Source organism: Terrabacter carboxydivorans (assembly GCF_039532035.1).
Taxonomy (GTDB): domain Bacteria; phylum Actinomycetota; class Actinomycetes; order Actinomycetales; family Dermatophilaceae; genus Terrabacter; species Terrabacter carboxydivorans.
Window position 1 is genome coordinate 1 of sequence record NZ_BAAARE010000030.1, and the last position, 26,850, is coordinate 26,850.

General features: G+C 67.6%; 25 protein-coding genes and 1 tRNA gene. 8 read left to right on the top strand and 18 right to left on the bottom strand.

Annotated elements, in window-relative coordinates:
- Positions 1-259 precede the first annotated feature (259 nt).
- Together bagA and bagB are read left to right on the top strand one after the other, a co-directional pair.
- Positions 260-1,282: an ATPase BagA gene (gene bagA, locus ABD297_RS21640; RefSeq protein WP_344257204.1), complete on the top strand. Its 1,023-nt coding sequence runs from the start codon at positions 260-262 to the stop codon at positions 1,280-1,282.
- Positions 1,279-2,454: an ArsA family ATPase gene (gene bagB, locus ABD297_RS21645; protein ID WP_344257206.1), complete on the top strand. Its 1,176-nt coding sequence runs from the start codon at positions 1,279-1,281 to the stop codon at positions 2,452-2,454. The genes bagA and bagB overlap by 4 nt, the downstream gene beginning before the upstream one ends.
- A 90-nt stretch (positions 2,455-2,544) precedes the next feature.
- On the opposite strand, the gene ABD297_RS21650 is transcribed toward bagB, so the two are convergent.
- Positions 2,545-2,850 carry a WhiB family transcriptional regulator gene (locus ABD297_RS21650; protein ID WP_344257207.1) on the bottom strand — a complete coding sequence of 102 codons (306 nt, stop codon included), beginning with the start codon at positions 2,848-2,850 and terminating at the stop codon, positions 2,545-2,547.
- A 285-nt stretch (positions 2,851-3,135) separates the two neighbouring features.
- Between ABD297_RS21650 and ABD297_RS21655 the strand changes: the two genes are divergently transcribed.
- Complete coding sequence (locus ABD297_RS21655) at positions 3,136-5,541, top strand: transglycosylase domain-containing protein (protein WP_344257208.1); 2,406 nt, start codon at positions 3,136-3,138, stop codon at positions 5,539-5,541.
- Between the two features lie 104 nt (positions 5,542-5,645).
- On the opposite strand, the gene ABD297_RS21660 is transcribed toward ABD297_RS21655, so the two are convergent.
- Positions 5,646-6,101 carry a GatB/YqeY domain-containing protein gene (locus ABD297_RS21660; RefSeq protein WP_344257209.1) on the bottom strand — a complete coding sequence of 152 codons (456 nt, stop codon included), beginning with the start codon at positions 6,099-6,101 and terminating at the stop codon, positions 5,646-5,648.
- Between the two features lie 80 nt (positions 6,102-6,181).
- Between ABD297_RS21660 and ABD297_RS21665 the strand changes: the two genes are divergently transcribed.
- Together ABD297_RS21665 and ABD297_RS21670 are read left to right on the top strand one after the other, a co-directional pair.
- A complete protein-coding gene (locus ABD297_RS21665; RefSeq protein ID WP_344257210.1) occupies positions 6,182-7,120 on the top strand; it encodes a metallophosphoesterase in 939 nt (312 codons plus the stop codon).
- 112 nt (positions 7,121-7,232) lie between these two features.
- Positions 7,233-7,309, top strand: a tRNA-Pro gene (locus ABD297_RS21670).
- Positions 7,310-7,394: 85 nt separating this feature from the next.
- On the opposite strand, the gene ABD297_RS21675 is transcribed toward ABD297_RS21670, so the two are convergent.
- The 8 genes from ABD297_RS21675 to ABD297_RS21710 form a co-directional block, all read right to left on the bottom strand.
- Positions 7,395-8,636: a tyrosine-type recombinase/integrase gene (locus ABD297_RS21675; RefSeq protein ID WP_344257211.1), complete on the bottom strand. Its 1,242-nt coding sequence runs from the start codon at positions 8,634-8,636 to the stop codon at positions 7,395-7,397.
- Complete coding sequence (locus ABD297_RS21680; RefSeq protein WP_142182158.1) at positions 8,633-8,836, bottom strand: excisionase family DNA-binding protein; 204 nt, start codon at positions 8,834-8,836, stop codon at positions 8,633-8,635. Before ABD297_RS21680 ends, ABD297_RS21675 begins: the two co-directional genes overlap by 4 nt.
- Positions 8,837-8,861: 25 nt before the next feature.
- Positions 8,862-10,379 (bottom strand): replication initiator, encoded by a 1,518-nt coding sequence (locus tag ABD297_RS21685; RefSeq protein ID WP_344257212.1) that lies wholly within the window; start codon positions 10,377-10,379, stop codon positions 8,862-8,864.
- On the bottom strand, positions 10,379-10,819 hold the full coding sequence (locus ABD297_RS21690; protein WP_344257213.1) for a WhiB family transcriptional regulator: 441 nt from the start codon (positions 10,817-10,819) through the stop codon (positions 10,379-10,381). Before ABD297_RS21690 ends, ABD297_RS21685 begins: the two co-directional genes overlap by 1 nt.
- On the bottom strand, positions 10,816-11,223 hold the full coding sequence (locus ABD297_RS21695; RefSeq protein WP_344257214.1) for a hypothetical protein: 408 nt from the start codon (positions 11,221-11,223) through the stop codon (positions 10,816-10,818). The genes ABD297_RS21690 and ABD297_RS21695 overlap by 4 nt, the downstream gene beginning before the upstream one ends.
- Positions 11,220-12,740: an FtsK/SpoIIIE domain-containing protein gene (locus ABD297_RS21700; RefSeq protein ID WP_344257215.1), complete on the bottom strand. Its 1,521-nt coding sequence runs from the start codon at positions 12,738-12,740 to the stop codon at positions 11,220-11,222. Before ABD297_RS21700 ends, ABD297_RS21695 begins: the two co-directional genes overlap by 4 nt.
- Complete coding sequence (locus ABD297_RS21705) at positions 12,737-13,000, bottom strand: hypothetical protein (protein WP_344257216.1); 264 nt, start codon at positions 12,998-13,000, stop codon at positions 12,737-12,739. The genes ABD297_RS21700 and ABD297_RS21705 overlap by 4 nt, the downstream gene beginning before the upstream one ends.
- Before the next feature lie 260 nt (positions 13,001-13,260).
- Positions 13,261-13,746, bottom strand: a complete 486-nt coding sequence (locus ABD297_RS21710; protein WP_344257217.1) for a plasmid replication, integration and excision activator — start codon at positions 13,744-13,746, stop codon at positions 13,261-13,263.
- Positions 13,747-13,971: 225 nt separating this feature from the next.
- On the opposite strand from ABD297_RS21710, the gene ABD297_RS21715 reads away from it, so the two are divergent.
- From ABD297_RS21715 to ABD297_RS21725, 3 genes are all read left to right on the top strand, one after another.
- Positions 13,972-14,871 (top strand): hypothetical protein, encoded by a 900-nt coding sequence (locus tag ABD297_RS21715; protein ID WP_344257218.1) that lies wholly within the window; start codon positions 13,972-13,974, stop codon positions 14,869-14,871.
- Between the two features lie 248 nt (positions 14,872-15,119).
- Positions 15,120-16,016, top strand: coding sequence for a hypothetical protein (locus ABD297_RS21720; protein ID WP_344257219.1), 897 nt, complete (start codon positions 15,120-15,122; stop codon positions 16,014-16,016).
- Entirely contained in the window at positions 16,013-16,717 is a 705-nt protein-coding gene (locus tag ABD297_RS21725; RefSeq protein ID WP_344257220.1) for a DUF3800 domain-containing protein, read from the top strand. Before ABD297_RS21720 ends, ABD297_RS21725 begins: the two co-directional genes overlap by 4 nt.
- A 161-nt stretch (positions 16,718-16,878) precedes the next feature.
- On the opposite strand, the gene ABD297_RS21730 is transcribed toward ABD297_RS21725, so the two are convergent.
- The 8 genes from ABD297_RS21730 to ABD297_RS21765 all read right to left on the bottom strand — a co-directional run bounded on the left by ABD297_RS21730 (position 16,879) and on the right by ABD297_RS21765 (position 26,849).
- Entirely contained in the window at positions 16,879-18,159 is a 1,281-nt protein-coding gene (locus tag ABD297_RS21730; protein WP_344257221.1) for an MFS transporter, read from the bottom strand.
- Complete coding sequence (locus ABD297_RS21735; protein WP_344257222.1) at positions 18,156-18,377, bottom strand: DUF397 domain-containing protein; 222 nt, start codon at positions 18,375-18,377, stop codon at positions 18,156-18,158. The genes ABD297_RS21730 and ABD297_RS21735 overlap by 4 nt, the downstream gene beginning before the upstream one ends.
- A gap of 19 nt (positions 18,378-18,396) precedes the next feature.
- Positions 18,397-19,212 carry a helix-turn-helix domain-containing protein gene (locus ABD297_RS21740; protein WP_344257223.1) on the bottom strand — a complete coding sequence of 272 codons (816 nt, stop codon included), beginning with the start codon at positions 19,210-19,212 and terminating at the stop codon, positions 18,397-18,399.
- Positions 19,213-19,313: 101 nt separating this feature from the next.
- Complete coding sequence (locus ABD297_RS21745) at positions 19,314-19,832, bottom strand: hypothetical protein (protein ID WP_344257224.1); 519 nt, start codon at positions 19,830-19,832, stop codon at positions 19,314-19,316.
- 163 nt (positions 19,833-19,995) lie between these two features.
- Positions 19,996-21,117 carry a C40 family peptidase gene (locus ABD297_RS21750; protein ID WP_344257225.1) on the bottom strand — a complete coding sequence of 374 codons (1,122 nt, stop codon included), beginning with the start codon at positions 21,115-21,117 and terminating at the stop codon, positions 19,996-19,998.
- A gap of 611 nt (positions 21,118-21,728) precedes the next feature.
- The gene (locus ABD297_RS21755; RefSeq protein ID WP_344257226.1) at positions 21,729-23,780 is read right to left on the bottom strand and encodes a hypothetical protein; all 2,052 of its coding nucleotides are present in this window, start codon (positions 23,778-23,780) and stop codon (positions 21,729-21,731) included.
- A 1-nt stretch (position 23,781) separates the two neighbouring features.
- Positions 23,782-26,403 carry an ATP-binding protein gene (locus ABD297_RS21760; protein WP_344257227.1) on the bottom strand — a complete coding sequence of 874 codons (2,622 nt, stop codon included), beginning with the start codon at positions 26,401-26,403 and terminating at the stop codon, positions 23,782-23,784.
- Positions 26,400-26,849: a hypothetical protein gene (locus ABD297_RS21765; RefSeq protein ID WP_344257228.1), complete on the bottom strand. Its 450-nt coding sequence runs from the start codon at positions 26,847-26,849 to the stop codon at positions 26,400-26,402. Before ABD297_RS21765 ends, ABD297_RS21760 begins: the two co-directional genes overlap by 4 nt.
- Between the last annotated feature and the right edge of the window lies 1 nt (position 26,850).

The following is a 26,850-nucleotide window of genomic DNA, read 5'->3' on the forward strand; positions in this document are numbered from 1 at the left end:
CAGCCGTAGCCAAGCGAACTTCCATCGAGATCTCCCTGCCAGCCATGCAGCCCACCATGGACCGAGACCCGGCGAGTGTCAGGGATGTCCCTTCACAGGACTGACAGGGATGTCCCTTCAAAAGACAACACCCACCCCGGTCACGCCATCACCTTGAATCGCGGGCCGCCGGGCACCGATGGAGGCGAAAGCGACACCCACCCCGGTCACGCGATCACCTCGAACCGGGTGGGGGTGGGGGAGGTTCTAGGGTGGGAGCGTGACGACGGACTGGGCGCGGGCGCGGCTGCACGTCGTCACGGGCAAGGGCGGCACCGGCAAGACCACCGTCGCCTCGGCCATCGCGCTGGCGCTCGCGTCCGCGCCGGCCCACGTGCTCCTGACAGAGGTCGAGGGCCGGCAGGGCATCAGCCAGACCTTCGACGTGCCGCCGCTCGGCACCGAGGAGACCCGGATCGTGCGCCTTCCCGGCGGCGGCGAGGTCGTCGGCCTCTCGATCGACCCCAAGGCCGCCCTGCTCGAGTACCTCCAGATGTTCTACAAGCTGGGCCGGGCCGGCCGGCTGCTCGAGAAGTTCGGCGCCATCGACTTCGCGACGACGATCGCGCCGGGCGTCCGGGACGTCCTGCTCATCGGCAAGATCTACGAGGCCAACCGGCGCCGCCGCGACGGCAAGCACAAGGGCGATGCTCCCCCGGTCTACGGCGGCATCGTCCTCGACGCCCCACCGACGGGTCGCATCGGGCGCTTCCTCTCGGTCAACTCCGAGGTGGCCGACCTCGCCCGCGTCGGTCCGATCGCCTCTCAGGCCACGTCGATCACGCGCCTGCTCCAGTCGGACCAGACGGTGGTGCACGTCGTGACCCTCCTCGAGGAGATGCCGGTCCAGGAGACCCTCGAGTCGATCGAGGAGCTGCGCGAGAAGGGGCTGCACCCGGGCGCCGTCATCGTCAACATGGTCCGCGAGCCGCTCCTCGACGACCTGGCCCTGGACCAGGCACGCGAGGGGCGCCTGCACAAGGCCTCGATCCGCACCCAGCTCACGGAGGCCGGGGTCAGCGCGACACCCGAGCTCGTCGACGGCCTGCTCGAGGAGGCCCGCGACCACGCCGAGCGCATCGACCTCGAACGCGAGCAGCTCGCCCTCCTCACGGCCACCGGCCTGCCGATCGTCCAGCTGCCCGCGCTGCCGGCGGGCGTCGACTCCGGCTCCGTGCGCGAGCTCGCCGACCTGCTCGTCCCGCTCTTCGTGGGCCACACCGACGAACGGGTCGAGGCATGAGCCCCCGACCGGTCGCCAGCGCCGCGCCCAGGCTCGACGTCGACGCGCTCATCGACGACCCCCGCACGCAGATCGTCGTCTGCTGCGGCTCCGGCGGCGTCGGCAAGACGACGACCGCCGCCGCCCTCGGCCTGCGCGCCGCCGAGTCGGGCCGCAAGGTCGTCGTCCTCACCATCGACCCCGCCCGGCGCCTCGCCCAGTCCCTGGGCCTGACCGAGCTCGACAACACCCCGCGTCCGGTGACCGACATCGACGCCGCGGCAGGCGGCAGCCTCCACGCGATGATGCTCGACATGAAGCGGACCTTCGACGAGGTCGTCATCGCGCACTCGGAGCCGGGCAAGGCCGAGCAGATCCTCGCCAACCCCTTCTACCAGGCGGTCAGCAGCTCCTTCGCCGGCACGCAGGAGTACATGGCGATGGAGAAGCTCGGCCAGCTCAAGGCGAGCGCCGGGACCGAGGACGCCCCGTGGGACCTCATCGTCGTCGACACCCCGCCGTCGCGGTCCGCGCTCGACTTCCTCGATGCGCCCAACCGCCTCGGCAGCTTCCTCGACGGCCGCTTCATCCGACTGCTGACCGCCCCGGCCAAGGCCGGCGGACGCGCCGGTCTCAAGGTCTTCGGCGTCGGCGTCCAGCTCGTGACGTCGACGATGACCAAGATCCTCGGCGGCCAGATGCTCACCGACGTCCAGACCTTCGTCAACGCGCTCGACACGATGTTCGGCGGCTTCCGCGAGCGCGCCGACGAGACCTACCGCCTGCTCTCCGAGGACGGCACGGCCTTCCTCGTCGTCGCCGCACCCGAGCGCGACGCGCTGCGCGAGGCGTCCTACTTCGTCGACCGGCTCGAGGCGGACGGTATGCCGCTGGCCGGGCTCGTCGTCAACCGCATCGGTCGCGTATCGGCGACGGGCGTCACCTCGGCGCGCGCACTCGCGGCCGCGGAGTCCCTGGAGGACGGCGGCGGCCCGAAGTCGGCGTCCAACGCCGCCGGGCTGCTGCGCCTGCACGCCGCGCTCGTGCGCACGGCCGAGCGACAGCGCGAGCTGGCCGACCGCTTCTCCCGGTCACACCCCGGCATACCCGTGGTGCAGGTGCCGGCGCTCGGCCGCGACGTCCACGACCTCGACGGACTGCGCGAGATCGGGCACGCGCTCGCGGGGTCGTGACGCACCCGGTGGGTGGTCACGGCCCCGTGGACGTGTGGCTCCTGCTCGAAGAACGTGGTGCGACCGGAGACCGGTCGCGGTGACGTCGGTTCAGTCGTGCTTGCTCTGGGAGGCCATGCCTGCCCGGAGCGCCGACTTCCACGACGTGATGTCCGGCCGCTTGCGCAGCAGGGCGCGACGCTCCCGTTCGGTCATGCCGCCCCAGACACCGAACTCGGTCCGGTTGTCGAGAGCCTCGGCGAGACACTGCGCGAGCACGGGGCACGTCTTGCAGACGGCCTTCGCGTCGTGCTGGGCCTTGCCCCGGACGAACAGCGCATCGGGATCCGTGCCGGAGCAGCTGGCCTGACTGGCCCACTCATCCACCCACGCGTCCACCATGATGACAGCACTCATTGTGTTACCCCTCCCCGCTCGGCACCTCCCATGACACCGAGCAGACCCGGACCGTCCCACCGGTCCCGGTCAAGCGGACCCCCCTAAGGCCCAAACGAGACATTACGAGCGCTGGGCCCGGTTCCGACATAGCCTCTATGGACCATTTAGCTGAGGAGGTGACTAGTCACTTCCCCGATGGGGCCCTGGTCATCAGAGGATCGGGGGCCGCCGGCGATACACGGGCGTCGACCTCGCTGGCCGCTCAAACCCGGTGGCCCTAGAGTGAGCGGTTACCCTAAGCCCATGTCTTCACGCACTACCTCGATCGGCGGCGTCATCAGCCTGCTCGGCGCGTTCCTCGCGTCCGCGCTCGTGCTCGGGCTCCTCGCCGCCGGCCTGGTGATGCCCGCGGTGGGCGCCACGGGTGCCCTCGCCCGGAGCGGGGTCGACGTCTTCAACGACCTCCCCAGCGAGTTCACGACCGACCCGCTGGCCCAGACCTCGCGCATCCTCGCCTCCGACGGCACGGTCATCGCCACGCCGCAGGAGCAGAACCGCACCGTCGTGCCCCTGGCCAAGATCGCGCCGATCATGCGCGAGGCGCAGGTGGCCATCGAGGACCACCGCTTCTACGACCACGGCGGCGTCGACCTCCAGGGCGTCATGCGTGCCGCGATCTCCAACCTGCGCAGCGGGGCGACGACCTCGGGAGCCTCCTCCCTGACGCAGCAGTACGTGAAGATCTCGCTGCAGTACTCCGCCCTCAGCTCCGGCAACAAGGAGGCGGCGGCCGCGGCGGTCAAGAAGGACTACATGCGCAAGCTCAAGGAGCTGAAGTACGCGATCACGCTGGAGAAGAAGCTCACCAAGGACCAGATCCTCGAGGGCTACCTCAACCTCGTCTACTACGGCGACCGCGCCTACGGCGTCGAGGCCGCGGCCCAGCACTACTTCAGCATCCCGGCCAGCAAGCTCAGCCTGTCGCAGGCGGCTCTCCTCGCCGGCCTGACGCAGAACCCGGGCACGACCGACCCGGTGAACTTCCCCAAGAAGGCGCTGGCCCGACGTGACGTCGTGCTCGACCGCATGCACGAGCTCGGTCGCATCACCGACAAGCAGTGGCAGGCTGCCAAGAAGCGCACCCTGAAGCAGGACATGCGCGTCTCGCAGCCCAAGAGCACCTGCCTCGCCTCGCCCTACCCGTACTGGTGCGACTTCGCCGTCAGCTACGCCCTGACGATGCCCCAGCTCGGCAAGACGCTCGAGGAGCGCAAGCGCACCCTCTACCGCGGCGGTGTGACCATCCAGACGACCCTGGACCCGCGCATCCAGAACCTCACCCAGCTCGAGCTCACCAAGAAGGTGCCGATCGGCGATCCCTCCCGGGTCGGCGCTGCTGCCTACGTCACCGACCCCAACACCGGCAAGGTCCTCGCCTTCGCACAGAACACCACGTACACCGTCGACAAGGAGTCGTCAGGCAAGACCGGCATCAACTGGGCGCTGGACCAGCGCTGGGGCGGATCGGGCGGCTTCCAGTTCGGTTCGACGGCCAAGGCCTTCGCACTCGTGACGGCCATGGAGTCGGGGATGAAGCTCGACGCGAGCGTCAACGCCAAGCAGGCCGGCAACGGCCACATGGCCGCCTACCAGCCCAGTGACTTCCCCGGCGGGTGCGGCCCGGGCAGCACGTGGGACGTCGACAACGACACGTACTGGCCGGGCGGCAGCATCAGCCTGATGAAGGCGACCGCCCTGTCGACCAACACGGCGTTCGTCGCACTCGCCCAGCAGCTGGGGGGCTGCAAGGTGCGTGACACCATGCTCCGCCTCGGCCTGCACCAGTCCGACGGCCAGCCGGTCGGCAAGTACGCCCCCCAGTACATCCTCGGAGCCTCCGACGTCTCACCGCAGGGAGTCGCACAGGCCTACGGCGTGCTGGCGGCGGACGGCAAGAAGTGCTCGATGCTGGCAGTCACGAAGGTGACCCAGGGCAACAAGGTGATTGCCGACCCGAAGTCGTCCTGCACGCAGGTCGTCGACCCGGACGTCGTCCACGCCACCGACAAGTTCCTGCAGTACAACATGACGAACGGGTCCGGCATCCGCAACCAGCTGGACGGCGGCGCGCGTCCCTCGGCCGGCAAGACCGGCACGGCCAACAACAACAACGAGTCGTGGTTCGTCGGCTACACGCGTCAGCTCGCGACCGCAGTCTGGGTCGGCACCCCCTACGACCCGATCACCCGCGTGATGAAGAACGTCACCGTCGGCGGCACGTTCTACCCCGTCATGCACGGTGCGGCCATCGCGGCGCCGATCTGGAAGGGGATCATGAACGGCGCCCTTCAGGGCCAGCCCATCGTCCCCTTCGCCGACCCTTCGGCCAAGTTCACGACCGGGTCCTCCCCGACGCCGGGCTCCGTGCCCAGCGTCACCGGCATGTCGGTCGCCCAGGCCATCGCGACCCTGCAGGCCGCCGGCTACCCGTCCGGGGTGGGCGGGACGATGAGCTCGGCCGTGCCGAGCGGGCTCGTCGCCGGCACCTCGCCGTACGGGAACGCGCCCAGCGGCAGCTTCGTGACGATCTACACCTCACGCGGCGCCGACCGACAACAGCTCCCACCGCAGCCCACGACCGTCGCCCCACCCCCGCCCGGCCCCGGCAAGCCGGGAGGCAAACCCACCAAGCCACCCGGGCGCGGTTGACGCCCCACGGGGCCCGATGAGGCCCTGACGACGAAGGCCCGACGATCTCGCGTCGGGCCTTCGTCGTTCGCGCACCCGTCCCCGCACGGGCGCCGTGCGGCTGCTCAGCCGGCGAGGACCCGGCGCACGATCGCGGCGACCCTGCCGCCCTCGGCCTGTCCCGCCACGGCAGCGTTGGCCGCCTTCATCGCCAGGCCCATCTGCGGCATACCGGTGGCCCCCGAAGCCGTCACGGCCTCACGCACGATCGCCTCGAGCTCGTCGTCGCCCAGCTGCTTGGGCAGGTAGGCCTCGAGGACGGCGAGCTCCGCCTCCTCCTTGCCCGCGAGCTCCGGGCGCCCGGCGCCGGTGTAGGCCTCGGCGGCCTCGCGGCGCTTCTTGGCCTCCTTGGTGAGGACCTTGAGCACGTCGTCGTCGCTGAGCTCTCGGTGCTCCTTGCCCGCGACCTCCTCGTTGGTGACGGCCGTGAGGGCCATCCGCAACGAACCGGCCCGGACCTGGTCGCGCTCGCGCATCGCGGTCGTGAGGTCGGACTGCAGCTGCTGCTTGAGGGTGCTCATGGGAGCAGTCTGTCAGGTCGGCCACGCACGGCCCGACGGGTTTGTCGGGCCTCGGGCCCGTGGGTGCGAGGATGGGCCCCATGCGTGCCGTAACCAAGACCGTGCTGGGACTGGGGCTGACGGGCGCGGGGGTGCTCGGCTGGGCCTCGCTGATCGAGCGCAACGCCTTCGTGCTGCGCCGCTTCGAGGTGCCCGTGCTGCCCGACGGCGCCGAGCCGCTGCGGGTGCTGCACCTGTCTGACCTGCACCTGCTCCCGCGCCAGCGGGCCAAGCGCGCCTGGGTGCACAGCCTCGCCTCGCTCGACCCGGACCTCGTCATCACGACCGGCGACAACATCGCGGCGCCCGACGCCGTGCCGGCCCTGCTCGACGCCTACGAGCTCCTCCTCGGCATCCCGGGCGTCTTCGTCCTCGGCTCCAACGACTACTTCGCGCCCAGGCTGAAGAACCCCCTCGGCTACCTCACCCGCAACTTCGCCAAGGGCATCGGCACGACCGAGCGCCTGCCCACGGCCGACCTCGTGCGCGGCCTCGGCTCCCGCGGCTGGGTGGACCTGACGAACCGTCGCGAGTCGCTGACGGTGCGCGGCCTGAGCATCGACGTCCGCGGGGTCGACGACCCGCACCTCGGCTACGACCGCCTCGACCTCGTCCGCGGCCCTGCCGCCCCAGGGGTCGACCTGTCCCTCTCCGTGACGCACGCCCCCTACCAGCGCGTGCTCGACGCGTATGCCGCGGACGGCGCCGACCTCATCGTGGCGGGGCACACCCACGGCGGCCAGGTCTGCGTCCCCGGCTACGGCGCGCTCGTCACCAACTGCGACCTCGACACGAGCCGCGTCAAGGGGCTCTCGCGGTGGTGGCCGGGTGCCGGGTCGACGCCCTCGTCGCAGGCTCCGGCGGATGCCGCGTGGCTCGAGGTGTCGGCCGGGCTCGGCACCGCGCCCACCGCTCCCGTACGCCTGGCGTGCCGTCCCGAGGCCACCCTCCTGACGCTCGTCCCCCGCTCGCAGGGCTGATCGGCGGTCGTTCCCGGGCCGCTCCGACGGCCCGATTCGGAGATGGGCCGGGGGCTGCGCTAGCATCTCTGCTTGCTGCCTCCGGTCCCCGGACCAGGGGTAGATGCAGCACCGGGGTGTGGCGCAGCTTGGTAGCGCGCTTCGTTCGGGACGAAGAGGTCGCAGGTTCAAATCCTGTCACCCCGACCAACAAAACAGCAGGTCAGAGGCCCTTTGCTCATCAGAGCGGGGGCCTCTCTGCTTGCCGTACAGCAGCGAAGTACAGCAGTCGCTGTCATTCGAGGCTGTCCCCCAGCCGGCGTAGAGCCTCCGTGGTGGCGGCCGAGCTCGCCTTGGCATAGATCTCCATCGTCACGGAGATGTCGGCATGTCGCAGGATCCGCATGATCACGCGCGGGTGGACGTCGAGGTCGACGAGCAGTGTGGCGCAGGTCCGTCGGGCGTCATGGACGGTCTGGTGCCGCACGCCGGCGCTGACACAGCGAGCCGTGAACTTGCGGTTGAAGCCTCGAGGATCGACCGGCAGGCCGTACCGGCCCGTAAAGACGAAGTGCGGGCCCTTGTCGAGCCCCCTCCAGGCCTCCCCCGTCTCGCGCCGATGGACTTCCTGAGTCTCCTTTCGCAGCGTGAGCGCCGTGACTGCGATCCGAGGCATCGGGAGGGACGCATCCGATGCCTCCGTCTTGGTCTCGCGGTGCAAGAGGGAGCCACCGACGCGCTGGAGCTGGTGGTCGATGACGAGCTCCTGCACCTCCAGATCGAGGGCGTCCCAAGTCAGGCCGAGCACCTCGCCCTTTCGCATGCCCAGGACGAGCACGAGCACATAAGCGGCATAGAGCGGGTCGTCGTCACTGCGGGCTGACTCGAGAAATCGGCGAGCCTCCTCACTTGTCCACGGAACCACCTTCCGCTTGCGCTGCTTTGGGGACTTCACCAAAGCCGCCACGTTCTTCTCCACGAGCTCCTCGGACATCGCCGAGGACAGCGCTGAGCGCAGCACGGTCCGGAGATCCTTGATCGACCGCGGGGACGGGTAGCTCTGACAACAAGACCCGATGGCGCAGCAGCGAGCAAGCTTTTGGTCTTTGAGCGCCCGCTTGGCGTCCTTGCCCTGGGCGCAGCACTGGCATTGGGAGGGAAGTGCGTTGAGCCAACGTTGGACGTCGCTGACGCGAAGCCGGTCGATCCGGTGGTGTCCGATTCCGGGCACGATGTAGTTCCGGATGTGGCTCTCGTAGGTGGAGTGCGTCAGGGGCGCCAGATTCGGCTCGACCGTCTCTTTGAGCCACCGGGTGAGGTACTGCTCCACGGTCGGCACGCTCGTGACGACTGGGCCGCGGGCGGCCAGCTGCGACAGTTCCAACCATTTCGCATGGACCGCCGGCCGCGTCTTCCCATAGACGTACTTCCGTTGTCGCCGGCCAGCGGGCGTCGTGATCCAGACATAGGCGGCGAAGCCGTTGCGGTAGGGGTAGATGGATCCCTCCCCGTTGGAGCGGGTGCGCGACCTGGTCACGATGCTTGATCGCCCTGACGGGCACGAAGACGGACGTACTCGTCGACCCACTCCGGCAGCACTCGACGGGATCCGCCGTCCTTTAGCGACCTCAGATCGCCCTGGATGATGAGCATGCGGACCTTGCTCTGTCCGTAGCCCAGCATCTCGGCCACTTCGGCGACAGTGTGCCAGCGTTTCACGATCGGCTCGTCGCTCACGATCTTCACCTCCCTCGGGTCCTCGTCATGACGTTGCCGAATTGACTTCCACAGGTGGCGCGTTGCACAGGACGCTTGCCTTCGCGCGCTCGTACTCGTTGCGCCATCGCCGCCGCTCGAACACCGACTGGATGATCGCCTCGCTCGCCTTCTCCGGTGGCAGGTGCACCGTCTGCCAGTGGTACTTGGGCGACCCGTCCTCGGACAGAGTCTCGGTGGACATCCGGTCTGCCTCGTGCGGGTTGTAGCCGGCGGCTTCTAGGACTTGGCGCACCACAGCGGAGCGGTCGGCACGGTGGTCACTGAGGGTCTTGCCCGACCACCCGCGCGAGACCTGGATGCGGCGGCCGCCGATGCCGAGGTTCTCGCGGTCATGCGCGGGTGACGAGCACTGGCCGGGGCAGAGGCCCGGACCGGGATCCTTGGGCTGCACCCCGAACCGTAGCCAGTTGGCACAAGCCGGCGAACAGGGCAGGTAGCGGACCTCGTTGTGGAGCCGGTCGATGTGCGCTTCGTAGGCGGCGTCGAATACCTCGGGCTGCGTGTACGTCTCGGCGACTGACTTGGTCAGGTACTTCGCGAGGTAGCGTACGGTTCGGTCTGCATCGGGCGTCCCGCCCAGAAGCCCCTTGATGTCGACTTGTCGACCGAACGCCAGCGTGTGGGCCGGGCGGGCGTCGGCGTCTTCGTCGAGGCGGCGCATCGCCTCATCCCACGTGGTCAACGGGACCTGGGTGTCGGGATCCGTGTAGTCGACGCCGTCCCAGACCGGGACCCTGTCCGTGTAGACGGTGTCGTCCATGGGTGGCCACCAAACCTGCGCGTAGGTGGCGCGGGTGACGGCGCGCAGCGTCGATCTCGGAATCGCCCCGCGCAGCGCGACGTGGAAGTGGGCGGCGAGTCGGCGCTGGGCTTCGATGGCGCCGAAGTACTGGACCTTGAAGCCCGCGCATCGCCGTAGGTTCTGGATCCATCGGTCGAGCAGCTTGGTGAAGTGCAGCGCGTCCAGCGCAGCCGTTCGATAGTCGTACCTCGTCGGGTCGGTGGGGACCCCGCGACCGGGAGAGATACGGCCGTAGGAGCGCAGGGTCAAGGTCACGAACATGGACGGCCGGTAGGTGCGTCCGTTCTTGCCTTCGAAGACGGCGCCGATGGTCCTCGGCTCAGCGGGCTTGAGCGGGAGTTCGCCCAGGTCGTCTCGGCGCCTCGTCGAGCGCGTTCTGCGTGTGGCCTGCTCATCCTGTTCCGGCGCGGACTCGTCCGCGTGATCCGCTGGGTCATCCTGATCGCTGGGTTCCTGCTCATCGGCTTGTTCTGGCTCGTGGTCGAGGTGCCAGCCTTCTGAGCACTGCTGCATCCGCAGGCGTCTGGCAGCCTCGGCACAGTTGGGGCAGCGCGACTCGCGGACCGAGCGGCACGGCATCACGACGACTGTGTGCTCTCCGGTCTCTCGATCTGTCACGCGATGGAGTAGGGGCCGAACACAGACACCTTCCTTGAGGGCGAGCTCGTGTACGACCCCGGCATCCAGGTGAGGGCTCATTAGGCCGCACCCTGCTGGTTGCCCTCGTCGGAGTGACTCAGTCCCAAGCTGAGCACCCCACCCAGGGCTTCGCCGCTAGCCAGACGAGTTTCGAGTGGCCGTCGTTCGCTCGGGGTGAGTCCACCACTTACGCCGTACTCCTCGCGGAACACGAGCGCAGAGGCGAGACACATGGCTCGGACCGGACACTCATGGCACAGGCTGATGGCGTATCGAGCCGAAGGGGTGTCGGACTCCTCGAACCACAGCTCCGGGTCGACGCTGGCGCACACTGCTCCGCGCATCCAGTTCGGCTCTAGCAGGGCCTGGAGGCTTGGGCCGCCCGCAGTGTCGAGGCCCTGAACCGGCCTGCCGTAGTTACGTAGCCAGTTGCCCGGCGTAGCCTGAACCCGGTCGTACGCGATGGGTGCCCGGCGAGGAGTGGTTTCGAACGGGGTCATGTCGTCTCCAAGGTCGTGCTGGGCGGATAGAAGCCCTGTCTACTGATGTCGCACTGGGCGGAGTCGAGCACCTCGCCGAGTCGGCTGGCGTGGCCGGCCGCGACGCGCATGCTGTCCATGGCGTAGGCGATGCTCTCCTCGGGGTTGCCACCGTCCTCCTCGTAGAGCGCGTACACCGACATGGATGACGCTAGGGACCGGGCGAGTTGGCGGAGCGCCTGCTCGAGGCCGTAGCCGAGGGTCTTGAGGTCGCCGAGAACCTCGTAAATCTGCGGTGCCGGGATGGCGGGTGAGCTGATCGTGCGGTGGTTGATGTCCCGGACCGCCTCGGAGGCGGCGTAGGCAAGCTCGCGCTCCTTCGAGCCGGCTGGTTCGGGCGTGTGATGCTCGGCAGTGCTGGTCATGACTGGTCTCCTTCGCGAGTGGCGCGCATGGTGGCTGGTAGGTCCGCCGTCGTCAGGACGGGCCTGGCCGAGTCATCGCCGGCGGTTTGGTCGACGCGTCGCGCGCTGACGTCGTCGACGAGGTGGGCGACGTCTCGGTCATCGAGGTAAGCGGCGCGAGCACGCACGATCTCGCGCGTGCCGTCGATGCGGACGTAGGCGACGCCAGGAGTGAGCTCGCTGATCTCGTCGGCACGAGCACCGTCGTCGCGGGCGGACTCCCCAAGGACCATCGACACCTGCAGAGGGTTGTCCAAGCGCATCGCGACTCGGGTGGGGAAGAGGTCTCGCCAACCGACGATGTCCTTGCCCGGGTCCTGCACGGCGGCAACGACGGTGATCCCGCAAGCCCGCCCTTGGGTCAACAGCATCCCGAGTGCGGTGTCGATACGTCGCGTTACAGCCCGGTCCGCAAACGCGGTGAGCGTCGCTAGCTCGTCGAGTACCGCGATGACGTGCGGCGACTCCGGCGTGGGCTGGTGGACGCGCGCACCGGCGTCTGCCAGCTGTCTCGACCTGATGTCCTTCACGTCGACCAGGTCCTCTAGCAGACGACACATGTCCTCGGGGGAGGCGTCTTCGTACCGGGTGAAGAGTGCGCGACCGGGACGCAGCTCCATCCCGCCCTTCGGGTCGACCGCCCAGACCTGGACGACACCGCTGGAGAGGCCGCGTGACACGCCTTGCAGCAGCGACCACAGGACCGAGCTCTTACCGGCCCCAGTTGCGCCGGCCACCAGAAGGTGGGTGCCAGCGACCTTGAGCAGCCATGGCCCTCCGTCCTCACGTCTGCCAATCGGGACGGCGTGCAGTTCGACCGTCTCCGAGGCAGGTACAGGAGACACGGTGCGGACGAGGTCGTCGCGGCGTTTGAGCTCGAGCCAACAACGACCCGGGCGATCAGGGCGAACCGCCGCGCTGAGGCAGCCCGTGGCATGTGCGATGGCCTCGCATCGGGTTGCGACGTCCGCTGGGACAAGCCCGGTAGGCAGGCGCAGGAGCAAGCGGTCCGTGCCATGGCTGGTCGCCCTGACCTTGACCAACTGGACACTCCGGTTGGAGGATCCCCGCGTCGTGGAACGGTGGTGCCGTGAACCGTCCCGGTCGTAAACCACTAGATCTACGCTTTCCGCGATGTGGCGCCACCGAGTGCGGTAGTAGGCAGACCGGACGAGCGTCAACACAGCCACGTGCACATGCGCCCTGTAGCTCGGCGGATGCAAGAGGCGCCATGTGCCGAGCCCAACTGCCACTGCGGCGATGCAGAGGGCACCACCGCGCCAGCCGACCAGCAGCCAACACGCGGCCAGAGTGACCCCCAGGATGGTCAGGAGTGGATGCCGCACCATGGCACACAGCATGGACACGACCGTGCGAAGCACCGCCCACGCTGTCCACAGGACCGCCTCGACGAGCACGGCCACGAGGTCGTCGCTGCCGAGAAGACCCTCGTTTCCGGTCCGGGTTCGAGTGCTCATCGACTGACCTCCCGGATGACGGAACGACGCGTCATACCGATCTCCATCACGACAAGCCCCATCGCACTGGAGAGCTGGTTCGCCTGAGCATGCAGCTCCTCATTGGGAGCCGTCATGATGCGCCGAGCAAAGCGCTGGAGGTCGACGGACATATCAATCGCGATGCGCTGGAGTGCCGTCAGCGCGCGATCGAGTTCAGACTCCGGCACGTCAAGGAAGGTGCTCCACTCATCTGCTGTCCCGAGGCTCTTCTCGCTCATGCGGATCCCCGGCTTGTCTGCCGTATCGCGATCTGAAGGCACTCGACCGATTGGGCCATCGATCTGGTCGCGGACCTGATGGAGAGGAGCAGCTCGTCGTCAGGCGCGTTCTTAAACGCGTTGTAGAGCGAACGAAGCTCCTCCTCCATGTCCTGGAGCCGTCGCAAGCGTTGCTGCAGAGCCCGGTCGAGGAAGCTGTGATGCACCCCGAACGCGTCAGCCCACGCCGCAGAGTCAGCCGCGTACATCCCGCCTCACCCCTACGCGGCCTTGTTGGGCGGGGTGGGCGCCTGAGACGCGGGGCCGTCGGCAGTCTTGTTCGCGGACGACTTGCCCGGTGCAGACATCCCATCGGCTCGAAGGGACCACGCCGCCTGGGCTCCGCAGCGGTGAGATCGACCGTCCTCCGGCGGACGGCACTTCGAGGAATCGACCCACAGGGTGCCGGTCAGGTTCTCGAACACGACGAGCGTGAACGGTGACGTCCCGTCGTTGGCCGGCGGGACAGGCTGGACCTTGCCGAGCATCTTGACCGAGACCGTCCGGTCCTTCTTGCGCGCCTCGGGATCCGCGTCGACCACGTCCACCGACCACAGCGGCAGACCTGTGTCGGCATCGATCTGCTGCACGCGATTGTCCCGCGTGGAACGGTCGAAGTCGATGACGGGGCTGACCTCCGACACAAGGTACGCGCCGTGAGGAAATACCTCGTCGTGGCCCAGTTGAAGCTTGCGTGCGACTGCCATCTCGATCTCCTCAGATCGGCAGGATGCCTTATGCATCACTGCATAGTGATCATGCTATGCACAAGTGCATGACATAGACCAAGAAGGGCCTCCATCCTCGGCGTGTCCCATCGGCGCATGCACCTAGTCCGACGACTTGGCTGCTCGAGTTGCACGACCACACGCGGGTTCGGGTTGCAGGGGTGGCAAGGTTGGGACGTGATCTCCACGGCGAAGCCTCAGAGCATGCGCGACGCGATCGCATCGTCCGTCGCCAACAACGTCAAGGCCTACGACATTGCCACCTGGTGCGCGTCCCTCGGCCTAGCAGACCAAGCACCCGACGAAGATCCTTACCGAAGCAAGTTCACCTACGTGAAGAGTCGCCTCATCGGCTTGCCCATGACGGAGTTGCTGAAGATTGCTCGGCGGCTCCTTGACGAATGGGACGATGAGGCACTGCAGGAGCTAGTGACTCCCACGGGACTTGGCGGGGTCGATGGCGAGATGCGAAACCTGATTTTTGCGTCGACCGGCCCGAAGCCGAAGATCGTGTTGCGAGACGCGATCAACAACACCATCGAGGTCGTCGAGAATGGCCAGTACTGCCTGTTCTACGACAGGCCTCTGACGGACGCCGGCCTGACGTGGAGCGACATGGTGGAGTGGTGGGCGGTGACGCATCTCGATACGACCGAGCTCAGCGTTGCGGGCCACCATCTGTGGCGGCGCATGAACCAGTCACTCGTCGATAGCGAACCAGAGCGGATTCTGTTTCGCACGTACACCGCCAGGTATGCCGGTGACCCGACTGTCCCCGCCTTGATCCCACAGGTGTACCTCCATTACGACCCCTACGTGCATCGACGAGGAGTCGCCGCACCGCTATTCCGCCAACGGATGGACTTCCTACTCCTCCTTCCTGGCCGACGTAGGGTGGTGCTTGAGGTCGACGGGCGACACCACTACGCGCGCACCGACGGGACGGCCGACCCGGGCGCCTACGCCCGCATGGTCGCCGAGGACCGAATGTTGCGCTTGCTCGGTTACGAGGTCTATCGCTTTGGAGGCGCGGAGTTCGTCGACGCCGAAACCAGATCGGAGCTCCTGACCCGGTTCTTTGACGACCTCCTTGGGCAAGGTTGAGAAACCCGGCGTCGTCGCTCGCAAGGAAAGGTGAGATGGTCGCAGGGGCAGGCGATGGCGTCGGCATCAGCGGTCCTGCCCATCGCGCCTGCCATGCCTGCGCGGATGTTGACTCAGGCAATGACACGGAGATCTCACGGGGTCCTTGCACGATCTGACACGGCTCTAGCATTACACCCGCTGGCCCGGCAGTCTTGATCAGCGTGATCTGGCTTGTTTCCACCGCTCTGATGCCGCATGCTTACGCCATGACGAAGCCGAGCCCGCCCGACCGAGACGGCGCCGATGCATATCTCGCGGACGAGGACCCGGCTAACGAAGACGAAACCCGGACCCATCTTCTTGTGCGAGCCAAACGACCGTTCGCCCCCATCTACAAGGGCTTCGTCCAGAACCCCGACAAGAAAGCGACCAACCGCGCCGGACCGCTCGCCCAGTTTATCCGCAACGGAGACCTACGCGGGCTGCGCGCTTTCCTGTTCCTACACGCCATCATCAGCAGCGGCGAAGGTGACAACGGCTGGTCGACGACACTGCCACTCGCGGTCTGGGCGCGAGTGTTCGACACGACCAAAGCCGCCGACCGCCGATCTGCCTCAACAGCGGCGACCAAGGTCCTGTCCCGACTCGCTGGTCGTCACCTCATCATCCGCGAGCGCGGCGGCAGGGCTCGTGCAGTGACGGTGACCCTGTTGCGCCCTGATGGCACCGGAGCTGCGTATACGCGGCCGGATGGCACCTCGGACCGCTTCCTCAAGCTGAGCAACCGCTTCTGGACTGATCGCTGGTACGACGAGCTGGACCTGCCCGCCACCGCAATGCTGCTTGTCGCGCTCCACGAGAAGCCGGGCTTTGAACTCCCGACCGAGCGCATGCCGGAGTGGTACGGCTTCTCGGCTGACACCGCTGAGCGCGGACTGAAGACGCTGCATGACCTGGGTCTTCTTGAGGTGCACAAGCGAGTCAAGAAGGCGCCGCTGTCACCGACGGGTGCGACCCAAGTCAACATCTACACACTCGCGGGGCCGTTCGAAGCTGACGAACGCGGTGTGGCTCCCAGCAAGACAAAGGGCATCACGCCTCCGCACGCCAAGGGCAACAGCAAGAAGGTCGCAGTGCGGCCCAGGAAGAAGGCAGACTCGTGAACGCGCCCATCCCCAGCACGCCGGGCTTTCGGCTCTTCTACCTCGACGACTCGGGTTCGCCCAACGACGGCCACATCGTCTTCTCCTGGGTAGAGGTCACTCCGTCCTGTTGGCGCGGTGGTCTTCGCCACTGGCTCGACCTGCGCAAGCAGCTGTACGCCGACTTTCAGATCCCCCCGGCGGCCGAACTCCACGCTGCGCCGCTAGTCGGAGGGCGCAAGATGCCGTCGACCAACGGCGAAGTCAACGCCTCGAAAAGCAAACGTCGGCGGGCCGTCCGTCAAGCCCTCGACGCCATCGGCCAGAACACGGACATCGCGGTCGGGGCGGTCTATAGGATCACCGACGCCCGCGGCCGGGCGTATCACCGCGAGCGCGGAGTGGTTTACGACGACTTGATCCAGCACTTCACGCGCCGACTCGAGGAAGCCGATGAGTTCGCATCCGTCGCCATGGATGGAGACGGCTCCGACCCCACATACTTCCGGGCGCACCGCAACATGAAGCTGGCTGACCGACGGATTATCGAAGACCCGATCTTTCAGGCTTCCCACGTCTCGCAGTGGGTACAGATCGCCGACCTAGTCGCGTGGACCGCGTACCAGTCACTCAACCCGAACCCCACCAAGACCTTCGCCCGGACTTGGTACGACGACTTCCTTCGCGGCCGGGACGTGAACGGCGGTCCGCTTCAGATCTGAAGTGGAAAAGAAGCAGACCCGCTTGTCCACGTGTGTGGGGCGGGTCCGCTGTACCAACTTAGCACCGACTTTGCTGTCAGTCCAGCGGGTCCCATGTGAGGCCCGTGACAACCCCTGCAAGACCACTGTGACGCACCGCCGACGATGAGGCGGCATCGTGGTCAGCCTGAGCGATCGTTGGGGGTGCCTGCTCGACGGGAACCACCGAAGTCGTGGGCAACGACCGAGCCTCCTGCAATGACCATCAGGCACGCTGCGAGCCCTGCCAGCGCGCTTGCAGCAATCAGCGCACCGGACAACCCTCTGTCGCCGGCGATGATGCCGCCAGTCATCGCCCCGAGCGTCGCCACACCGATACCGGCGACCCGAGTCGTGGCACTCACCCGTCCCAACAGTTCGTCTGGGGTGAGCCGCTGGCGAGCAGTCCCCCCGAGGACTGTGACCGACATGGACGCAGCCCCGACCAAGGCGAGCGCGAGACCTGCTACCCACGGGTTCGGCGACACGAGCACCAGCACCCAGCCGCAACCCTGCGCCAGCAGCCCTGCGCCATAGATGCCTCGGGCCGGCAGCTGCCGTCGAATCTTGGGCACCAAATAGCCCGCCGCCAGGCCACCGATGGCGGAAGCCGCCAAAAGGAAGCCGAAGCCGGTCTCTGTCACGTGCAGACGGTCGCGCGCGAAAAGGACGAGGGTGGAGTAGGCGACGTTGTAGACGAAGTTGAAGACGGCCATGCCGATCGTGAGCAGCCGCAGTTCGGTGTGGCGGGCGAGGAAGCTGAGGCCTTCACGTACTGATCGGAGCACAGGCGGGTGTTCGGCCACGGTCGGAGGGGGCACCATCCGACCAAGCCCCACTAGCAATACGGCGGAAATGAGAAAGGCGATTGCATTGCCGAAGAAAGGAATAGAGGCGCCGAGGGCGAAGAGTGCGGCTCCGAGAGGTGGCCCAACCATGCTGCGGCCAAATAGATCAAGTGACCAGATTCGCCCATTGGCGGTGGCAAGCCGTTGCTGGTCACGGCCGACGACGAGCGGCAGCGCGGCCTGCGCAGCGGGGTCGAAGAAGCAGCCCGCGATGCCGAGTAGAAAGACGCACGCGACGAGTGCCCACAACTGCACGGCGCCGGTGAGGACTGCGATCGCGAGCGCACCCACGACAAGAGCTCGGCCGACATCGGATATGACCATGGTGGTGCGGCGCGGCCACCGATCCACGAGTGCTCCTGCGGGTAGACCCACGACCAGCCACGCGGCATACGTAGCCGCAACTGTCAGCGAGACCTCGAAGGGGTCACTGGTCAGCCGGGCTGCCAAGAGCGGCACCGCCGCGAGCACCATGCCTTGCCCGGCGATGGATACGCCTGTGGAGGCCAGCAGCCGATTGAGACCTCGCCCTGGCGAAGCGTCGACTGGCTGCTGGCTCTCCATGGCTTCGGTCATCCCGACGTCTTCAGGAGGTCGTACTCGAACTCCCCGTCGCAGACGCCGCTGATAAACGCGCACCACTCGGCGCTCGTGAACTCGAGGATCGGTCCAGAACCGTTTGCCTTCGAGTCCCTCACGCCAATTAGTCCCGCGGATTGAGCCACCTCGACGCAGGCGCCGGTGTCGCTATGCACGGACTTCCGCCAAGTTGCAGCGCTCCAGTCGGCTTCCATGACATCCCCTTTCATCGAGTCACGACGCCCAATGGCGCCGCGCGGCCTCGATCGCCCGGCGTGAGCCTGCGACGTCGAGAGCGTTCTTGTGCAGCCCACGGAAGAGCTTCTGGTATGCCGTGATGTCGCGCTCCGCAGACAGGTACAGGTCGGCGGTCTGGTTCTCGCAGAGCACCACCGGAGATCCCGTCTTGAACTCGTAGAGCACGAATGACCCGGCAGCGAATGTGGGCACCACTCCCCCGACCTCGAGAACTCGCACGTCCACGTAGCCGACGTCGAGGAGCTCGAGCAGGTGGGTCATCTGCTCGGCCATGTCCGCCGATGTGGCGCGTGGGGAGCGGCGCAACGTGGACTCGTCCAGGATCGCCTCGTAGCGCACGCCGCGACGGTGGGCGAGGAGCTGCTGACGCTCGAGCCTCGCCGGCACGACGGAGTTCGCCTTCAGGCCGGCTGCCTGACAGATTGCGTTGGCGTAGGCGGCGGTCTGCAGCAGGCCGGGGATCCAGGAGGTCTGGTACTGACTGAGCCGCTTGACCCGGGACTCGATGGCCTCGACCGCAGCCTGACGTCGTGGTGCACCTCCGGCGCTGACCACCCACGCACCCTCGAGCCCGCTGCTTCTCGCAACAGACCCCAAGATTTCGGCGCGCACCTCCTCGGCGACCCCGTAGTAGGCGAGAAGCTCGGCCACCTCGCTGACTGAAGCCCCGAAGCGACCCGTCTCCACGCGAGAGATCTTCGACTGGGACCAACCCAGGTCGCGTGCGACAGCCGATCCGGAGATGCCGGCCGCCTCCCGGATCCGCCGCAGCTCGAATCCAACTTCCGCCATGTTGCCCTTCCATGCACTGATGAATAGGACAACGATATAGACCGTGAGTCTTGGGACAAGACTGGCCGCGCCGTGACGGCGGATGGCGCACTCCGCTGGCCTCACTCGACCCAGAGCTCCGTGGCTGGGATGTGCCCGACGGTTCGGTCGGTCTCGGTGTAGCTGCCCTGATGCCAGCGGTACCACTGCGCCTCGCTGACCGCGGCGACAGCAAGCGTTCCGTCGCTGCTCATCACCGGGCCCGAGACGGCGCGCAGGTCGACGTCGTACCTGCCGTTGGCCAGGGCGCGGACCAGTCGAGAGCCGAGGAGGTGTGGCCGGCCGGCTACCAAGCTCAGTGGCTCGACTCGAGGTGCGTTCGGATCCTCGAGAACCGGTCGCAACCAGGATCCCTCTGCAGAGATCTGATCGCTCGGAACCCGCACGAGCTCCTCGACCCAGACACGTGAGATGTCAACGCACACGGACGTCTCGCCGGATCTGAGGTAGTACTCCCGCTCTTCGACTAGCTGCACGCCGGGCTCCTTCAGGCCAGGGGCGTCCACCACCTCAGGGGATCCGATCCGCAGATCGGCGCGCCAGCCGTATGCCGTGAGCTCACCGTCCTCGAAGGTCGTCATCAGGAACCGAGCTCGAGCGCCTGCCGGTGCCGGATCACCGACCCGCAGCCGACGGACGAGCAGGGCAGGCACACCCATCGCCGGGTCGTTGGCGGGCCGGTCTTCCCAGCCGAAGGCGCCGACCAGAGCGCCGAAGCGTGTGTCGACGTCGCGAGGTGTCAGTTCATCCATGGCTCGCCGCTCCCGCAGCGCCGGGCGCCTGCTGAGACACGCGACCCACGAACGCGAGCTCGCTCTTGTAGTAGTCCACGGTCAGGAAGCCGTGGACGACCTCGACCGTCAGGCCCGGTCGTGGAGCGTGGACGATGCCTCCTTGGCCGTCATACATCGCCACGTGGTGGAAGTAGTCCGGTGGATCGCCCGGGGTGTGGAGGAAGACGAGGTCGCCTGCCCGCCATGCCTTCGGGTCTGACGGTAGACGGATGACACGAGCGGCCTGTGCACTGGCCAGACGCGGCAGGTCGACTCCCGCCTTGTGCCAGGCGTACTGGACCAGAGAAGAACAGTCGAACCCCACGACTCCGGCGCCTGCTCCGAATCCAACGCTGGGTCCGGAGACTGTGCCGCCACCCCAGGAGTAGGGCACGCCGACTTCTGCGAGAGCGGCGGCGACAGCCTTTCCACCGGCCGTCCCGTCGCTGAGAAATGCAGCGTTCGCGTAGCAGGCCGCCGACAGCACGGTCGGGTCTCCGACGACCTGCATGGCGAGCGGCTGCCACTTTGCGTAGGCACCAGGGAAGGCGCTGCGTTGCACCGACTGAGCGGCATCGGTGACCGACATCCGGTCGAAGCCGGAGATGTCGAGCAGCCCGGGCTGTCCTTGGTGGCCGCCGGTGTAGAACATGCGCGCCGCCTTGGCGGGGTCCATCCGGTCTGCCGTGCTTCCCCACGCGTTGCGCTGCTGGAACAGGCCCACGCTGTCGCGGTCACCGAAGGGCACGTTGACCAAGCTCGACTCCTGCATCGCGGTCGCGACAGCGATGACCCAGCCGTAGGCAGGAACTTTCAGCTCGCGTCCGACGGCGACGATCGTCCGCGCATTGGAGGCCTGTTCGTCAGTGAGGCCCCTGACCCCGACCGTCGCGTTTGTCGCATTCATGGCAGCCCCGGGACAACCACCTCCACCACCACTGGGCGCCTGCTGCTGCCCGGAGCCGCCGACCAACGACACCAGCAACACCATCGCCAGGCCACCTGCCAGAACGATCGGCAGGACGGCAATGAGGATGCGACGCAGCCTGCGCCACACCAAGGCACGGCCCGCGACAACGAGTGGCGCGACCATGTCAGCCGTCCGCCGGCAGGGGGGTCAGCGCTGGTTTCGGGGCGCCGGGAACATCGTTTGAGGGCTCGATGTCGTTCACCAGACACGAGGCCCCAGACCTCTTGGTCGAGACGTCGACACGGCCCCCGTCGGTGGCGAACCGGAAGACCGTGGTGTCGGCCGCCGTCTGCACCGCTACCGGCTGGCCAGTGACCCTGCTTGCTGGCACGCGCGTGGGGTCGGCGCGGCTCAGTTGCACCATGAACTCTGGGCTCGCGTACGGACGCATGCCGCTCAGCCACTCCCCGGGCGGCAGGGCCGTTCGTACCCAGGCATTGATGAAAGCTGCTGCGGCTGCTTGGCAAGGATGGCTCGTGGCGGTTCCGGTGGAAGCCGGTGCGTGGGTGCCGGACGTAGTTGCTGCCGGCATCGGCGTGGTCGTCGGCGTGCCCGCGAGCGATGCTGAAGGCCCTGGGGCGACCGGGGTCGCAACCGCTCCTGAGGGAGGTGTTCGTGGCGCAAGGACGCTCGAGGCCTTGCCCACCAGTGCGAGCACGACGAGCAGCGCAGCCACAGAGACGCTCAGGTGTCTCCACGACCAGAGCGGCCACTCGATGAGGCGCTGTAGGCGGCTACTCATGGCGGCGACCCCTTTCGGAGTCGCTGGGCTCGACGGTCACCATCGACTTGGTGTCGGCGTCGAACATCCGCATGCGAAGCCCCTGTCCCGTCACCTCGGCGTGCGAATCGTGCGTGCGCGCGATGGGTGTCAGGACCTTCACCCCAGAGGGCACCTCGTCGACCAGGTGTCCCTCGATGCCGCGACCGGGCAGGGGGCGTTTCGGCTCGTGAAGAGCTGGGGTGTCGATGCCGCCGGTCTCCGGGCTGCTCACCCGCGACACAGCGGCGGTTGCCGCGAAGGTCGCTCCCACATCGGGGACACGCTGCCCGCTGGTCGGCACGGAGCTGGGGAGCGCGTGTCCCGCGCCCACGACCCTGCCGCCGACGTGGCGCTCGGTGTCGGGGATCTCGGGCTGAGCCGTTGTGAGGGTGTCGAAGCGCCTACCGATGGACTCCGGCGGAAGGTTGACCCGTCGGACGTAGCGTGCCGGGCCGACGTCGCGCGGGCCGTTTGGGCTCTGCCGCTCCTCGCCTTCAGGGGCTGCCGTTCCGGTCTTCTTGGCGGCGTCCTCCGTGCCGTCATCGACGGCCTTGCGTCCGACGAAGTACCCCAGGGTGGTCCGCCCAACGGTGCGCAGCATCGAGCGTTGCGAGGTGTGCCCGAGGATGTTCGTCAGCGACAGCAGGGGCATCAGGAGGGTGAACGCCGCCAGCGAGACGACCAGGCAGAGGATCAGGGAGAGGATGCCCATGCCGGCGTTGTTGGCCTGTGTGATGATGGCCGCGATGGCAACGCTGTGGATGGCTGAGCCGACCCCGAATGCGATGACGTTGACGACGGACGCTCCCGCGATGTTGCCGATTCGCCTCACGATGCTCGCCATCGGCGCGATGACGCCGAAGACGGCGGCTGCAGGAAAGAACATGACGAGCAGTCGCAGCATGACCAAGCCGGCGAAGACGAAGATGTCGGCGATCAGTCTGAACACTGCTGTGAAGGTCACCCCGACCAGCGCCATGAACCCAGCGCCTGCGCGGCCCTTCGCCTTGCCCTGAACCGCAGCGTAGGCGAGCGGGTCCTGGTCCTGGATCTCCTGAGTGGTGGCGACCCAGTCGTTGGCCTTCTGCTCGGTCATCTTCTGGACGCCGTCGGGCGTAGAGCGGGCGGCGGCGAGCTCGGCGCGGCTGAAGGTCGACTCGCGAAACAGCAGCTGTCCCCACTTCTTGGCCGCAGGGCTCGCGGGATCACCGAACTCCCCGCGGAGCCAGGACTGGTACAGGATGTCGTCGACGATCAAGGCGCCCTGAGCACGCGTCGGGTCCCCCGCACTCGGGCCCGCGAGTCCCGCAGCACTCTGGTTCACCGTGGCTACCGAGCCCGTCACGGCCTGGTCGAAGAAGCTGGCGACGCGTGTCGGGTACTGCGAGACGCCAGACAGCACGACCAGGACGAAAAGCGCCCAGACCGCGCCGGACATGACCGCCGAAAGCCGTCCGCTGATCGAGTAGAAGAGCAGCAAGGCGGCGACGCCGAGGAATGACACCATGCCCCATGGGGACCAGATCGCGTCATGCAGGCGAGTCGTCACGGTTCCCACGACGTTGTCGAGCGGCTTCATGTACTGCTCGGGGTGCGCGACGCGGTTATGGATTCCGTTGGTAGCAGAGCTGATCCACACGCCGCCGCCCATGAGTGTGTTGCCGATGAACGTGTCGATGGTCGCGTCCATCTCGCCCAGTCCGCCCACGCAACCGGTGTCGTAGGTGCTCCACCCGAGCCCGGCGTACCCGTACTGGTCGTAGAGCGTGGTGGTGCGGTGAGGCGCCCACGGGTCGCCCTTCGCGGGGATCGGGTCCGGAGCCGGGTCAAAGAAGCCCGGCAGGCCGGTGTCGGGCAACGATGCCGTTGGCGCGGACTTGCAGTCCCAGGGGGCCGCGGGCAGGGCGACGGGCACCATTTCGGACAACGTTGGATGCGCCGAGGCGGGCGCGGTCAGCGTGAGCGTGCCCGCCGCGGCGAGGACAAGCGCGACCATCAGACGACGGAGGTGGATGGCAGACATGTCACGCGCTCGCTCTCTCGTCCTGATCGCCCGGGCCAGCCGCATATTCCCTCTCTGCGTGGCCGGGCTTGCCTGACGAAGCGTCCAGACGTTGCATCCTGTTGCGGGCCTTCTCGGGTGCAGCGGTGGTGTTGAGCGCTTCGAGGAGGTGCGGGTGGGCCGACAGGTCCATGCGGATGCGCTCGATGCCGCCCGATCCGTCGCTGAAGACGAACTCCCTCGGTCCGCGCAGCCCGTCTCGGGATGGCCGGGAGAGGGTGCCGAAGATCTGCTCGTAGCCGAGCCCCTCCCGTATGCCGGGGATGAACCTCAACGCGTCGCGTTGCGCGTCATCACCGGTGAGGCGGCCGATGAAGGCGGCAGAGCAGAGGTTGGCGAGGTCGAGCTTGAGCAGGTCGGCCGGATTCTGGGAGGCCATGAGGACGCGGGTGTTGTGCTTGCGCGAGTCGCGCGCGGCGCGGTCGATGAACCGGCGGCCGCTCGAGAACGTCGACAGAGCCCACGCCTCGTCGATGAAGATGCCCTTTCGGGCGTGGACGTCGCCGAAGTACATGCCGCGCTGGGTGAGCCAGGCGGCGAGGTACATGACGCACATCGACAGGCGCTCGTCGAGATCCTCGCCCCCTCGGGTGCTCTCGTCGGGCAGTGCCAGACCACGCAGGGAGTACACGGTCAGGAGAGGGGGAGCGTCGCTCTCGCCGGGCGGACGTCCCGCCGGGAAGATGAGGCGGCCGTGACTGGTCTTCGCGGCTTCCCGGAGGAAGTCGGCCATGTAGCCGGCGTGACGGGCAAGCTCCGTGTCGCCGGTGGGCTGACCATTGGGCCCTCGGTCGAGTGAAGCGAGGGCGGTGACGACCTGATCGCAGGCGGACCAGGCGTTGGCGGGCACCGCCCCGACGGCACGCATCAGAGCGACCTCCGAGAGGACGTGCTCCTGCAGCTGCTTGGGCAGCATCGCGCGCAGCACGCTGCTCGTGAGGAGCCGCCTTGTATCCTTCGCCTGCTCCATCGCGGCCCGCCACGCGGTCTCGTCGGGATAGTGCTGCCTGTCCGGCTCGGCGATGACGCGGTAAGTGGACAGGGATCCTGGAGCGGCGTCGAGCAGGTCGACGGCGCGGGAGTATGCCGTCAGCTCGGGCAGCTGGGTCAGTGCGGTGAGCCGTCCCGAGGGGTCGAGCACTGTCCACGGGACCCCTTGGATGACGGTGCGGTAGATGATGTTGCCGCCAGCTGTGGACTTGCCGCCGCCGAGGCCCGCGCAAAGGACCGCGAGTCCCGACTCCTCCTCGCGCTCGGTCGCCAGCCACGGCTCCCACGTGACGACCCGGGCGGAGGTGCCGGACGTCTGGCCGAGGTGGATCCCGACCCTGTCGCCGACCGTGGCCGTGGCGGCGGGAACCGCGGCAGCGACGGTCGTGACAGGCATACGACGTCGGTATGCCGTGGAGCCCAGACGCTCGCCGGGGATGAACTCACGGGCGACCGCGTACTGGTCCTGTGGGCGAGCGATCGTGATCTGCGGCGCGTACAGCTTGCGCACGAGGCTGGCCCGGTCGATGGCCTCGTCCTCGGTGGCCCCGGAGACGGCGATGCGGTACCAGCCGGTCGTGCGCGTCGACAACCCGGACAGTCCCATCGAGATCTCGTCCTCGACCGCGAGGGCGCGGTTAGCCTGGCGCTCGAGGGCTCCGGGTGCGGGCTCGTGGTGCTCGAGCTCGTAGTGGTTGGCCTGCGCGCGGATCTTCTGGATGTTGCGGCGCATCGCCGCTCCAACCTTTGCGGCGTCCTCGACGAGGATGCGGCCGGACCACTCCACCGGGAACGGCAGCTCGTCGGTCCGCTGCATCCACGGAATGCCCGGCGGGATCTCCAGGTCGGTCATTCGCCCGACCGACAGGATGCACACGTGGCGTTCGATCCGTCGCTCGTCATGCTCGCCGACCACGCGAATGGTGCGGCCGTAGGGGGTGGCGAACCAGTTCACCTGGTCGGTGAACTCGCCCAGATCGTCGGAGTCCCAAGCCGAGTCGTCGACACCGCCCAAAGTCAGCGGGGCGGGCAGCCCGAGGGAGCACGAGCGGTGCAGAAGCCATTCGAGCTGCTGCGGTGTGGCGGGGGCCGCTTCGATCCCGGGCGAACTCATGAGCTCGTCAGTGGCCCGGATCTGCTTCTCGAGAGCGGTGACCTCTCGGTGCGAGACGGCGCCGCCGAGGGTGTCGCTCAGGCTGTCGCCGATGGAGCCGAGCGCCTTGAGCAGCGGGCTCCGGCTTGGGATCTCGACTCCGAGGTACACCTCCTTGTCCGCCATTGATAGGGACGCGAGACGGTACTGGTCGGTCGTGAGGTGCTTCCCCCACGCGGGCAGAGGGGCGGGCGCATTGGCATCGTGGTCGCGGGCCCACTTCGCCACTGGATAGGGGCGGGTCGTGACACGCAGGTGTACCTCTCGCTTGGCCAGCTGCGACAGCACGTCGGCGCCGTCCACGATGAGCTGCTCCCTGACGCCGTCCGGGCGGAAGGACCAGCCCTGCGGGTCCAGCAGGTACCACGCCATGACCTTCTGCGCCGTGACCGTGCAGTGACCGGAGATTCGACGCAACGCCAAACCCCGCTTGCCGCTCATGTCCAGGTCCCCTCGGTGGTGGTTTCTCGCAGGGCGCCAGCGGCCTTCCGCTCGGCGTTGCGCCGTGCCCTGCGTTGGGCCCGGCTCGGGCGCGAGGGGACGGCACGCACTCGAGCCGGGCGGACTGTGTGCATCGCGACCTTCGGGTTGTCACGCGGTGCAGACACCTCGTGCGCGAACGCGGCCAACACGGCTCCGAGGGGCCGGTCAGGATTGACGACCGACAGGATGAGCCGGGTCAGCGCGACCGTCGCGAGGAGGCTGTAGGCAAGGGAGAAGAACCCGAGACCGATGCCCAAGCGGCGCTCGACCATCTGGAGCAGAACGAACACGACCGCGCCAACCATGTATGCGCTGTATCGGGCTCGGAAGGGCAAGGTCCGGTTAGGCGGGCCAAGCCAGACGGAGTTGACGTTGTAGATCTCGTCGTCGACGGGAAGACGCACG